Origin of the sequence: Streptomyces filipinensis, from assembly GCF_014649495.1 — a bacterium.
GTDB lineage: Bacteria > Actinomycetota > Actinomycetes > Streptomycetales > Streptomycetaceae > Streptomyces > Streptomyces filipinensis.
Genome location: NZ_BMTD01000002.1, coordinates 526,114 through 537,831, shown reverse-complemented (window position 1 = coordinate 537,831; position 11,718 = coordinate 526,114). Strand labels below are relative to the sequence as shown.

At 71.8% G+C, this 11,718-nt stretch carries 12 protein-coding genes and 1 riboswitch; of the genes, 7 read left to right on the top strand and 5 right to left on the bottom strand.

The genetic code is table 11. The annotated features are described in order from the left end of the window. Position 1 precedes the first annotated feature (1 nt). Entirely contained in the window at positions 2-967 is a 966-nt protein-coding gene (locus tag IE244_RS07465; RefSeq protein ID WP_191871817.1) for an ABC transporter substrate-binding protein, read from the top strand. 6 nt (positions 968-973) lie between these two features. Here the strand turns inward: IE244_RS07465 and IE244_RS07460 are convergent, their stop codons facing one another. Genes IE244_RS07460 through IE244_RS07450 form a run of 3 tightly spaced genes read right to left on the bottom strand, consistent with a single transcriptional unit; the run spans position 974 to position 2,669 of the window. Then, the gene (locus IE244_RS07460) at positions 974-1,696 is read right to left on the bottom strand and encodes an isocitrate lyase/PEP mutase family protein (RefSeq protein ID WP_191871816.1); all 723 of its coding nucleotides are present in this window, start codon (positions 1,694-1,696) and stop codon (positions 974-976) included. Between the two features lie 23 nt (positions 1,697-1,719). Beyond that, positions 1,720-2,163: a carboxymuconolactone decarboxylase family protein gene (locus IE244_RS07455; RefSeq protein WP_229853992.1), complete on the bottom strand. Its 444-nt coding sequence runs from the start codon at positions 2,161-2,163 to the stop codon at positions 1,720-1,722. Beyond that, positions 2,160-2,669 (bottom strand): carboxymuconolactone decarboxylase family protein, encoded by a 510-nt coding sequence (locus tag IE244_RS07450; protein WP_191871815.1) that lies wholly within the window; start codon positions 2,667-2,669, stop codon positions 2,160-2,162. The genes IE244_RS07455 and IE244_RS07450 overlap by 4 nt, the downstream gene beginning before the upstream one ends. 47 nt (positions 2,670-2,716) lie before the next feature. Between IE244_RS07450 and pdxR the strand changes: the two genes are divergently transcribed. Further along, positions 2,717-4,111, top strand: a complete 1,395-nt coding sequence (gene pdxR / locus IE244_RS07445) for a MocR-like pyridoxine biosynthesis transcription factor PdxR (RefSeq protein WP_191871814.1) — start codon at positions 2,717-2,719, stop codon at positions 4,109-4,111. Between the two features lie 239 nt (positions 4,112-4,350). On the opposite strand, the gene IE244_RS07440 is transcribed toward pdxR, so the two are convergent. Further along, the gene (locus IE244_RS07440) at positions 4,351-5,187 is read right to left on the bottom strand and encodes a DMT family protein (RefSeq protein WP_191872154.1); all 837 of its coding nucleotides are present in this window, start codon (positions 5,185-5,187) and stop codon (positions 4,351-4,353) included. Between the two features lie 153 nt (positions 5,188-5,340). On the opposite strand from IE244_RS07440, the gene IE244_RS07435 reads away from it, so the two are divergent. Together IE244_RS07435 and IE244_RS07430 are read left to right on the top strand one after the other, a co-directional pair. Beyond that, complete coding sequence (locus tag IE244_RS07435) at positions 5,341-5,700, top strand: hypothetical protein (RefSeq protein WP_191871813.1); 360 nt, start codon at positions 5,341-5,343, stop codon at positions 5,698-5,700. Between the two features lie 14 nt (positions 5,701-5,714). Further along, complete coding sequence (locus IE244_RS07430; RefSeq protein WP_191871812.1) at positions 5,715-6,899, top strand: glutathionylspermidine synthase family protein; 1,185 nt, start codon at positions 5,715-5,717, stop codon at positions 6,897-6,899. A 52-nt stretch (positions 6,900-6,951) separates the two neighbouring features. On the opposite strand, the gene rocD is transcribed toward IE244_RS07430, so the two are convergent. Next, positions 6,952-8,157, bottom strand: coding sequence for an ornithine--oxo-acid transaminase (gene rocD / locus IE244_RS07425; RefSeq protein WP_191871811.1), 1,206 nt, complete (start codon positions 8,155-8,157; stop codon positions 6,952-6,954). A 102-nt stretch (positions 8,158-8,259) separates the two neighbouring features. Continuing rightward, positions 8,260-8,349, top strand: a riboswitch (ZMP/ZTP riboswitch). A 33-nt stretch (positions 8,350-8,382) separates the two neighbouring features. Here rocD and IE244_RS07420 point away from each other — a divergent pair. From IE244_RS07420 to IE244_RS07410, 3 genes are all read left to right on the top strand, one after another. Then, a complete protein-coding gene (locus tag IE244_RS07420) occupies positions 8,383-9,834 on the top strand; it encodes a glycine hydroxymethyltransferase (RefSeq protein ID WP_191871810.1) in 1,452 nt (483 codons plus the stop codon). Positions 9,835-9,931: 97 nt separating this feature from the next. Next, the gene (trpS, locus tag IE244_RS07415; RefSeq protein WP_191871809.1) at positions 9,932-10,945 is read left to right on the top strand and encodes a tryptophan--tRNA ligase; all 1,014 of its coding nucleotides are present in this window, start codon (positions 9,932-9,934) and stop codon (positions 10,943-10,945) included. 188 nt (positions 10,946-11,133) lie between these two features. After that, positions 11,134-11,718 (top strand): 2'-5' RNA ligase family protein, encoded by a 585-nt coding sequence (locus tag IE244_RS07410; RefSeq protein ID WP_191871808.1) that lies wholly within the window; start codon positions 11,134-11,136, stop codon positions 11,716-11,718.

Genomic DNA, 11,718 nt, shown 5'->3' with positions numbered 1-11,718 from the left:
CATGAGGAAGCTGAAGCGCAGGACGGCGCTGATCGCCACCGGAGCGGCCACCGTGTCGCTGCTCACCGGCTGCGGCGCCGCCGACATGACCAAGCAGGCCAGCCCGTTCGCCAACGCCCGCGGCTCGAAGACGGTCACCCTGTCCGTGCAGTCCTGGGTGGGCGCCCAGTCCAACGTGGCCGTCGCCCAGTACCTGCTGGAACACAAGCTGGGCTACCGCGTGGACACCGTCCAGGTCGACGAGGTGCCCGCCTGGGACGCGCTCAGCCAGGGCCGCGTCGACGCGATCCTGGAGGACTGGGGCCACCCGGACCAGGAGAAGCGGTACGTCGAGGACAAGAAGACGATCGCGCGGGGCGGAGACCTGGGCGTGACCGGTCACATCGGCTGGTTCGTGCCGACGTACCTCGCCGAACAGCACCCGGACATCACGGACTGGAAGAACCTCAACAAGTACGCCTCCCTCTTCCGCACCGCGGAGAGCGGCGGCAAGGGCCAGCTGATGGACGGCTCCCCGTCGTACGTCACGAACGACAAGGCCCTGGTGCACAACCTGAAGCTGGACTACCAGGTCGTCTTCGCCGGTTCCGAGGCGGCGCAGATCACCCAGATGAAACAGTTCGCCAAGGAGAAGAAGCCCTTCCTGACCTACTGGTACGCACCCCAGTGGCTGTTCAAGAAGGTCCCCATGACCGAGGTGAAGCTGCCGCCGTACCAGGACGGCTGCGACGCGGACGCGGCGAAGGTCGCCTGCGCCTACCCGCGCACCTCGCTGCAGAAGTACCTCAACGCCGGCTTCGCGAAGTCGGGCGGCAAGGCGGCGGCCTTCCTGAAGAAGTTCAAGTGGACGACCGAGGACCAGAACGAGGTCTCCCTGATGATCGCCGACCAGAAGCTGTCGCCCGAGGACGCGGCGAAGAAGTGGGTCGACAGCCACCCCTCCGTGTGGAAGCGGTGGCTGTCCTGAACCGCCTTACCGCAGGAGACCGTCGGCGATCTCGCGCAGCGCGGCCGTCGCCTTCCTCTGCAGTCCCGACGCGAACGTGACGCGGGTGGCCCCGAGTGCGCCGAGTTCGGCGGGCGAGGGGCCCTCGCCGTCCAGGCGGGCGTTGATGTTGACCGGTCCCTGGATCCCGGCCCGCAGCAGCGGCAGCACGTCCGCCGGGGCGAGGATCGGGTAGACGCAGTCCGCGCCCGCCGCCACGTACAACGCGGCCCGCTCCATGGCCCGTTCGGGATCCCGGTCGCCGTGCACGAAGGTGTCGATGCGGGCGTTGACGAACAACGCGTCCGCGGCGGCCGTACGCACCTCGGCGAGGAAGTCGGCCTGCTCGCGCGGGTCCTTGAGGACACCCCCGTCGGAGTCCTCAAGGTTGCACCCGACGGCACCCGCCTCCAGCAGCCGCTCCACCAGCTCCTTCGGCGCGAGCCCGTACCCGCCCTCGACGTCCGCCGAGACCGGCACGTCCACCGCCCGCGTGATCCGGGCGACCGCGGCGAACATCTCGTCGGCCGGGGTCGACCCGTCCGCGTACCCGAGCGAGGCCGCCACCCCTGCGCTCGGCGTGGCCAGCGCCGGGAACCCCGCCTCCGCGAAGACGCGCGCACTGGCCGCGTCCCAGGGACCGGGCAGGACCAGCGGATCGCCCTGGGCACGCCGCAGATGCAGCGCGCGGAAGATGTCTGCCTTGCTCATGAACCGGTGCCCTCCAGGCTCGCTCACGGCTGGTGACCCCCCGGAGGGACACGACGGCTGACCATGAGCCGGTTCCAGCCGTTGATGGCGGTGATCAGGCCGATGAGATGGGCGAGTTCGGACTCGTCGAAGACCTTGGCGGCGCTCTCGTACACCTCGTCCGGCACGAAGCCCTCCGTCAGCACGGTGACCGCCTCGGTCAGCGCCAGCGCGGCCCGCTCCCGTTCGCTGTAGAGGTCCTCGGCCTCCTCCCAGGCGTTGAGGAGCTGGACACGCTCCTCCGACTCCCCGTTCCCGCGGGCCACCTTGAGGTGCATGTCGAGACAGAAGGCGCAGTGGTTGATCTGCGAGGCGCGGATCATGACCAGCTCGGCGAGGACCGGATTGCCGAGCCCCTTCTTCGCCGCCGCGCTGAGCGCGGACATCGCCTGGCCGACCGCACGGTCCAGCAGCTGCGTACGGCTCACGCGTGCTGCCCCGCCTGGTAGTGGCCGGGCACCGCGCGGGTGGCCACACCGAACCGGTTCCAGGCGTTGATCACCGCGATCCCGGCGATCAGCTGGGCCAGCTCGGCCTCCTCGAAGTACTCGGCGGCCTTCTCGTACACCTCGTCCGGGACGAAGCCGTCGGTCAGGACGGTGATCGCCTCGGTCAGCTCGAGCGCCGCCAGCTCCTTCTCGGTGTAGAAGTGCCGCGACTCCTCCCAGGCGCTGAGCTGAACGATCCGCTGGACGCTCTCGCCGGCCGCCAGCGCGTCCTTGGTGTGCATGTCGAGGCAGAGCGCGCAGTGGTTGAGCTGTGAGGCGCGGATCTTCACCAGCTCGTACAACGCGGGGTCCAGGCCCTGCCTGGCCGCCGCGTCGAGCCGGATCATCGCCTTGTAGACCTCGGGCGCGTGCTGGGCCCAGCGCATACGGGGAGTGTGCTCGGCCGCGTACTCCACGGCCTTGCCGGTGCGGGTGTCTGTGCTCATGCCCTCGACCCTAGGAGCGAGGCAGCCCAGGAGTATGGTCCATTTCCATGGTGGAATCCTGGGCCACTCTGGGCGTCGACCTGCACCTCGAACCGACCGGCGCGGGCGGCCTGCGCCGGGGCCTGACCGACGCCCTGCGGGACGCCGTCCGCAGCGGCCGCCTCGCCGCCGGCACCCGGCTGCCCTCGTCCCGGTCCCTCGCCGCCGACCTCGGCATCGCCCGCAACACCGTCGCCGAGGCCTACGCCGACCTCGTGGCGGAGGGCTGGCTGACCGCCCGGCAGGGCTCCGGCACCCGGGTGGCGGAGCTGGCGGCCAGCTCGCCCCCGGGCAGGAACGCGGGGCCACGGCACCGGGAACCCGCCCGTCCGGAGTACAGCCTCCTGCCCGGCGCCCCCGACCTCGCCGCCTTCCCGCGCACCGAGTGGCTCAAGGCCGCCCGCCGCGCCCTCACCACCGCCCCGTACCAGGCCCTCGGCTACGGCGACCCGCGCGGCCTGCCCGAACTGCGCACCGCCCTGGCCGGGTACCTCGCGCGCGTGCGCGGTGTCCGCACCGACCCGGAGAGCGTGCTGATCACCTCCGGCTTCGCGCACGCCCTGCGCATCGCCGGGACGGTCCTCGCGGCCCGCGGGGTGCGCACGGTGGCGGTCGAGTCGTACGGCCTCGACGCCTACCGGGGCCTGCTGCAGCGGTCCGGCCACGCCACCCCCGCCCTCCCGTACGACGAACTCGGCACCGACACCCGGGCGTCGGGCGACGCCGGCGCGGTGCTGCTGACACCCGCCCACCAGTTCCCCATGGGCACGCCCCTGCACCCCGACCGGCGGGCCGCCGTCGTCGACTGGGCGCGGCGCACCGGCGCGCTGGTCCTGGAGGACGACTACGACGGCGAGTTCCGCTACGACCGTCAGCCCGTCGGCGCCCTCCAGGGCCTCGACCCCGACCGTGTGATCTACTTCGGCACCGCCAGCAAGTCCCTGGCCCCCGGGCTGCGGCTGGGCTGGATGGTGCTGCCCCCGGCGGTGGCGGAGGAGGCGGCCTCGGCCAAGGGCGGCACCGACACCGTCGGGGTGCTCGAACAGCTCACCCTCGCCGAGTTCATCACCTCCGGAGCGTACGACCGTCACGTCCGCTCCTCCCGACTGCGCTACCGCCGCCGCCGCGACGCCCTCGCCACGTCCGTGACCGCCCGCGCGCCCGAGGTGACGGTCACCGGGATCGCCGCCGGTCTGCACGCGGTGCTGCGCCTGCCGGCGGGCATGGAACAGTCGGTGGTCCAGGCCGCGGCCTGGCAGGGCCTGGCCCTGCACGGCCTGTCCCTCCACCGCCACCCGCAGGCCCTCGCCGAGCCGTTGGACGCCTTGGTCGTGGGGTACGCGACCCCTCCGGACAGTGCCTGGGCGGGAGCCCTGGACGCGTTGTGCCGGGTCCTGCCGTAGGGGTCGCGGTGGGTTCGGCGTGGTCGGGGACCGTGGTCGTGGTCGTGCGCTGTCGCGGGGGGTTCGGCATCGCCGGGCACCGCGGTCGTGGTCGCGCGCCGCTGCGGTGGATCGCGGCGTGCGGCGGGTGGAGCGTGGGGTGCGGCCGGTCGAGCGAGGGGCGCGAGGAACCGCGCGACCCGCCGTACACGACCCGCCGCACACGACCCGCCTCGCGGGCCGCATCGCCGCTGCCCCCGTCAGGCGCCCGGCGCCTCCTCCGCCGGCGCCTCCCCGAAGCGCGCGAGCGCCAGCGCGCCCGCCACGGCCACCGCGAACCCCAGCACCGCCAGCCAGGTCAGCCCCTCCCGGGTGCGGTCCCCGAGCCAGACCACCCCCACCGCGGCCGGTCCGATCGTCTCGCCGATCACCATGCCGGCGGTGGCGGTCGTCACGGACCCCCGCTGCAGGGCCGAGGTGAGCAGCATGAACGCGGCGCCGCCGCCGATCAGCAGCGCGTAGGTCGCCGGATTGGTCAGCAGGTCCGCCGGGGCCAGGCTGTCGATCAGCCGGACCGTCACCTCCACCACCCCGAACCCGAACCCGGCTCCGAGCCCCAGCACCAGCGCCCGGCTCGCCCCCGACAGCCGCCCGCCCGCGAAGGCGAGCAGCAGTATCCCGACCGCCACGGCGAGCATGGCGTACCGCAACGCGTCCGAGCCGCCCTCCCTGCCCTCCGCCCCGGACGCCAGCCCCAGCATCGCGAGCCCGGCGCACACGACGGCGACCGCCGTCCACTCCGTGCCGCTCAGCCGCACCCGCAGCAGGCGTGCCGCCACCACCGCCGTCACCGCCAGGCTCGACGCCAGGGCCGCGCCGACCGCATAGATCGGCAGGGACCGCAGCGCGGCGATCTGGAACAGGAATCCCAGCCCGTCCAGCGCCAGTCCGGCGATGTACCGCCACTGACGCAGCGCCCGCAGCAACAACGCCGCGTCCCCGCCGCCACCCCTGTCCGCGCTCGCGGCCCGTGCGGCCACCGCCTGCAACACCGTCGCGGTGCCGAAGCAGACCGCTGCGCCGAGGGCGCACACCATTCCAAAGAACACAAAGGGACTCTAGGCGAGCGGCAAAGTCCCGGGCCGCCTGTACGGCCGGTCTCACCGATCTCTAGGCTGGCCGGCAGCCCGGCGAAACACGACGCCGGACACGACGCCCGACAGCACGACGCACAGGGGAGACGCGCGACCATGGCCACCGCACAGCCCACGGCATCCAGGCGGTTCCGCTCCGGCACGGTCGTCCTCGGCGGCATGGGCCTGCTGGCCACCGCCCTCACCGCCTGCTCGTCCGCCCCGGACAAGCGCTGCGTGGACCGCGACAGCTACACCCTCGCCAAGGGCTACAAGGTCGTCTCCGACAAGAACTGCACGACCACGTCCCGCAAGACCCCGGTGAACGGCGGCTGGTACTACGGCGGCAAGAAGAAGGGCTCCTGGGTGAGCGGCGGCTCCTTCACCAAGCCCCACAAGAGCTCCGGCGGCTCCTCCGGCGGCCACGGAGTCCACCGCGGCGGCTTCGGCGGCGGCCACGGCAGCTCCGGCGGCTGACCGGAACACGCCCCATGGAACGCCGTACCACCACCCCGCGCCCCGGCTGGCAGCAGACCGTCGAGGAACAGGGCCTCGTCTACCCCCTCACCCGCCACCCCGACGGCTCGCTGCGCCCCTACTGGGACGAGAGCGCCTACTACGTCTTCACCCTGGACGAGGTCGAGTCGCTGGAGGAGACCGTCGGGGAACTGCACCGCATGTGCCTCGCGGCGGCCGAGCACATCGTCGCCGAGGACCGCCTCGCCGACCTCGGCATCACCGATCCGCGCCTCGCCGCCGCGGTCACCGAAGCCTGGCACCGCCGCGCCGAACTCCCCTCCGTCTACGGCCGGTTCGACCTGCGCTACGACGGCACCGGCCCGGCCAAGCTCCTGGAGTACAACGCCGACACCCCGACCTCGCTGGTGGAGGCCGCCTCCCCCCAGTGGTTCTGGATGGAGGACCGCTTCCCCGGCGCCGACCAGTGGAACTCCCTGCACGAACGCCTCGTCGAGGCGTGGCGGACCCAGGCCGCGCTGCTCCCGCCCGGCAGCCCCCTGCACTTCGCGCACTCCTCGGCCGACGAGCTCGGCGAGGACCTGATGACGGTCGCCTATCTCAAGGAGACCGCCGAACAGGCCGGCCTCGACACCGACTGGCTGGCCATGGAGGAGATCGGCTGGGACACCCTCTCCGGCCGCTTCGTCGACAACCGGCTCCGGTTCATCCGCAGCATCTTCAAGCTCTACCCCTGGGAATGGCTCACCACCGACGCCTTCGCCGGGCACGTCCTGGACACCCTGGACAACGGCGGCGGCACCGGCAGCACCCTGTGGATCGAACCCGCCTGGAAGATGCTGCTCAGCAACAAGGCGCTGCTGGCCGTCCTGTGGGAGCTCTACCCCGGTCACCCCCACCTCCTCCCCGCCTACCTCGACGGCCCCCGCGAGCTGGCCTCCGCATCCGGCTACGTCGCCAAGCCCCTGCTCGGCCGCGAGGGCGAGGGCGTCACCGTGCACCAGCCAGGCGCCCCGGCCGCGGTCCGCGACGAGCCCTGCTGCTACCAGCAGCTCGCCCCGCTCCCCGCCTTCGACGGCAACCACGTCGTCCTCGGCGCCTGGGTCGTCCAGGACGAGCCGGCCGGTCTCGGCATCCGCGAGTCCTCCGGCCTGATCACCGACGAGTACGCCCGCTTCCTGCCCCATGTGATCCTCTAGAGCACCCTTCTCAGCCCGTAGAGCACCCTTCTCAGCGGGTAGACCACCCTTCTCAGCCGGCCAGCACCGCCCGCAGCTGCTCCAGCCCCCAGTCCAGGTCCTCCTCGCCGATCACCAGCGGCGGAGCGATCCGCACCGTGTGGCCGTGGGTGTCCTTCACCAGCACCCCGCGGTCCACCAGCCGCTCCGACACCTGCCGGCCGGTACCGACCCGCGGCGCGATGTCCACGCCCGCCCACAGCCCGCGCCCGCGCACCGCCGTCACCGTGCCCGTGGCCGGCAGCGCCGCGAGCGCCCGGTGCATCCGCTCGCCCAGCAGGGCCGCCCGGGACTGGAACTCGCCCGTCCGCAGCATCGCGATCACCTCCAGCGCCACCGCACAGGCCAGCGGGTTCCCGCCGAACGTCGACCCGTGCTCGCCCGGCCGGAACACCCCGAGCACCTCCGCGCTCGACACCACCGCCGACACCGGCACGATCCCGCCGCCCAGCGCCTTGCCCAGTACGTACATGTCCGGCACCACCCCCTCGTGCTCACACGCGAAGGTCCGCCCGGTCCGGCCCAGCCCCGACTGGATCTCGTCGGCGACGAAGAGCACGTTCCGCTCCCGGGTCAGCTCCCGCACGGCCGGGAGGTAGCCCGCCGGTGGCACGATCACCCCGTTCTCGCCCTGGATCGGCTCCAGCAGCACGGCGACGGTGTTCTCCGTCAGCGCCTCCCGCATCGCAGTCAGATCGCCGTACGGCACGATCTGGAACCCCGGCGTGTACGGCCCGAAGTCGGCCCGGGCCTCCGGGTCGGTCGAGAAGCTGATGACCGTCGTCGTCCGCCCGTGGAAGTTGCCGCCCGCGACCACGACCTTCGCCATCTCCGCGGGCACCCCCTTCACCCGGTACCCCCACTTGCGGGCCGTCTTCACCGCGCTCTCCACCGCCTCCACGCCGGTGTTCATCGGCAGCACCATCTCCATCCCGCACAGCTCGGCCAGCTCCCGGCAGAACGCCGCGAACCTGTCGTGCAGGAAGGCGCGGGACGTCAGGGTCACCCGGTCCAGCTGGGCCTTCGCCGCCTCGATCAGCCGCTGGTTGCGGTGGCCGAAGTTGAGCGCCGAGTAGCCGGCCAGGAGGTCCAGGTAGCGCCGCCCCTCCACGTCCGTCATCCAGGCGCCGTCCGCGGAGGCGACGACCACGGGCAGCGGGTGGTAGGTGTGCGCGCTGTGCGCGTCGGCGGCGGCGATGAGTGTCTCCGTAGTCGTCACGGGATCTCCAGACGGTGCCGGGTGCTGAGGGTGCCCCCTTTCCTATCGTCGCTCGCATGGTGGACGCGGGATCTCTGCTCTTCGGCGTGCCCGGTAGGCTGATCAGCGGGCCGTGACTGGCGCGCTGGGATGGGACGGACCATCGGGGAGCGGCCCGAGCGGAAAAGAGTGCCGTGCGCCTGGGCCGAACGTGAACGCTGTTACGCACGCCGTCCGGAGGTCCTCATGCCAGAGCAGCAGCCCCTCTCCACCGAGTCCACGGCCTTCCGTGCCGCCCTCGACGTCATCCGTGCCGTCGAGCCGCGTGTCGCCGACGCCATCGGCCAGGAGGTCGCCGACCAGCGCGAGATGCTCAAGCTGATCGCCTCCGAGAACTACGCCTCCCCGGCCACCCTCCTGGCGATGGGTAACTGGTTCAGCGACAAGTACGCCGAGGGCACCATCGGCCGCCGCTTCTACGCCGGCTGCCGCAACGTCGACACCGTGGAGTCGCTGGCCGCCGAACACGCCCGCGAGCTCTTCGGCGCCCGGCACGCCTATGTCCAGCCGCACTCCGGCATCGACGCCAACCTCGTCGCCTTCTGGGCCGTCCTGGCCGACCGGGTCGAGGTCCCCTTCCTGGAGAAGACCGGCGCCCGCCAGGTCAACGACCTGACCGAGGCCGACTGGGCCGAACTGCGCCAGGCCTTCGGCAACCAGCGCATGCTCGGCATGTCCCTGGACGCCGGCGGTCACCTCACCCACGGCTTCCGCCCGAACATCTCCGGCAAGATGTTCGACCAGCGCTCCTACGGCACCGACCCGGCCACCGGCCTCATCGACTACGAGGCCCTGCGCGCCCAGGCCCGCGAGTTCAAGCCGCTGATCATCGTCGCCGGCTACTCGGCCTACCCCCGTCTGGTGAACTTCCGCATCATGCGGGAGATCGCCGACGAGGTCGGGGCGACCCTGATGGTCGACATGGCCCACTTCGCGGGCCTCGTCGCCGGCAAGGTCCTCACCGGCGACTTCGACCCGGTCCCGCACGCCCAGATCGTCACCACCACCACCCACAAGTCGCTGCGCGGCCCGCGCGGCGGCATGGTCCTGTGCGACGACTCCCTCAAGGACCAGGTCGACCGCGGCTGCCCGATGGTCCTCGGCGGCCCGCTGCCGCACGTCATGGCCGCCAAGGCCGTCGCCCTCGCCGAGGCGCGGCGGCCCGCCTTCCAGGACTACGCCCAGCGCATCGTCGACAACTCCCGCGCCCTGGCCGAGGGCCTGATGCGGCGCGGCGCCACCCTGGTGACCGGCGGCACGGACAACCACCTCAACCTGATCGACGTCGCCACCTCCTACGGCCTCACCGGCCGCCAGGCGGAGGCCGCCCTGCTGGACTCCGGCATCGTCACCAACCGCAACGCCATCCCGGCCGACCCGAACGGCGCCTGGTACACCTCCGGCATCCGCATCGGCACCCCCGCCCTGACCACCCGTGGCCTGGGCGCGGCCGAGATGGACGAGGTCGCCGGCCTCATCGACCGTGTCCTGACCACCACCGAGCCGGGCACGACGAAGTCCGGCGCGCCGAGCAAGGCCGCCCACGTCCTGGACGAGAAGGTGTCGACGGAGATCGCCCAGCGGGCGACGGACCTGGTGGCGGCGTTCCCGCTCTACCCTGAAATCGACCTTGGCTAGACCTGCCTAGGGGCGCGGGGAACTGCGCGACCAGCCCACCACGGTCCGCAGTTCCCCACGCACCGAACCCCCCGAGCTCTCTGAGACAATAAAAAGCATGGCGACTGACCGACCCCGCGTGCTCTCCGGTATCCAGCCCACCGCCGGCTCGTTCCACCTCGGCAACTACCTCGGTGCCGTCCGTCAGTGGGTGGCCCTGCAGGAGTCCCACGACGCGTTCTACATGGTCGTCGACCTGCACGCGATCACGGTCCCGCAGGACCCGGAGGAGCTGCGCGCCAACACCCGGCTCGCCGCGGCCCAGCTGCTGGCCGCCGGTCTGGACCCGGACCGCTGCACGCTCTTCGTCCAGAGCCACGTCCCCGAGCACGCGCAGCTCGCCTGGATCATGAACTGCCTCACCGGCTTCGGCGAGGCGAGCCGCATGACCCAGTTCAAGGACAAGTCCGCCAAGCAGGGCGCCGACCGCGCCTCCGTCGGCCTGTTCACGTACCCGGTCCTGCAGGTCGCCGACATCCTGCTGTACCAGGCGAACGAGGTGCCGGTCGGCGAGGACCAGCGCCAGCACATCGAGCTGACCCGCGACCTGGCCGAGCGCTTCAACGGCCGCTTCGGTGAGACCTTCGTGATCCCGTCGCCGTACATCCTGAAGGAGACGGCGAAGATCTACGACCTCCAGGACCCGTCGATCAAGATGAGCAAGTCGGCGTCCACGCCGAAGGGCCTGGTCAACCTGCTCGACGAGCCGAAGACCACGGCCAAGAAGGTCAAGAGCGCCGTCACCGACACCGACACCGTGATCCGCTACGACGCGGAGAACAAGCCGGGCGTCAGCAACCTGCTCACCATCTACTCGACCCTCACCGGCAGGTCGGTCGCCGAGCTGGAGCGGGACTACGAGGGCAAGATGTACGGCGCCCTGAAGACCGACCTCGCCGAGATCATGGTCGAGTTCGTGACGCCGTTCCGCGAGCGCACCCAGCAGTACCTGGACGACTCCGAGACGCTCGACTCGGTCCTGGCCAAGGGTGCGGAGAAGGCGCGCGCGGTCGCCGCGGAGACGCTCGCGCAGGCCTACGACCGGGTGGGTTTCCTGCCGGCGAAGCACTGACGGGCGCCGGGCGTATCCAGGCGTACGACCGCACACGCGTCCGGCCGGACAGAGCGCTGCACATCACTTCCAGTGCGCCTGCCCACAGGACAGCCATGGCCGTACAGTCGATAGCCGACGGGTGAGAAGAAACCGACGGCTGAGCAGAAAACAGACACGGGAACACGGGCACGACGACAGGAGACGACGTGGGGACCGTAACGATCGGCGTGTCGATCGCGGTCCCGGAGCCCTACGGCAGCCTGCTCCAGGAGCGGCGCGCGGGCTTCGGCGACGCCGCGGCTCACGGCATCCCCACGCACGTCACGCTGTTGCCGCCGACGGAGATCGACGAGGCCGAGCTGCCGGCCGTCGAGGCGCACCTCACCGAGGTCGCCGCGGTGGGCCGGCCGTTCCCGATGCGGCTGTCCGGCACCGGCACGTTCCGTCCGCTGTCCCCGGTGGTCTACGTCCGTGTCGTGCAGGGCGCCGAGGGCTGCACCTGGCTGCAGCAGCGGGTGCGGGACGCGTCCGGGCCGGTGCCGCGGGAGCTGCAGTTCCCGTACCACCCGCACGTCACCGTCGCGCACGGCATCGAAGAGGCGGCGATGGACCGCGCGTTCGAGGAGCTGGCCGGCTTCGACGCGCAGTGGCCGTGCACGGGTTTCGCCCTGTACGAGCAGGGGGCCGACGGGGTGTGGCGCAAGCTGCGGGAGTACGCGTTCGGCGGGGCCGTGGTGCCGCCGCAGGCCGGTGCGCTCCGGGGGCTGGGCCGAAGCAGCGCGGTGTCGTAG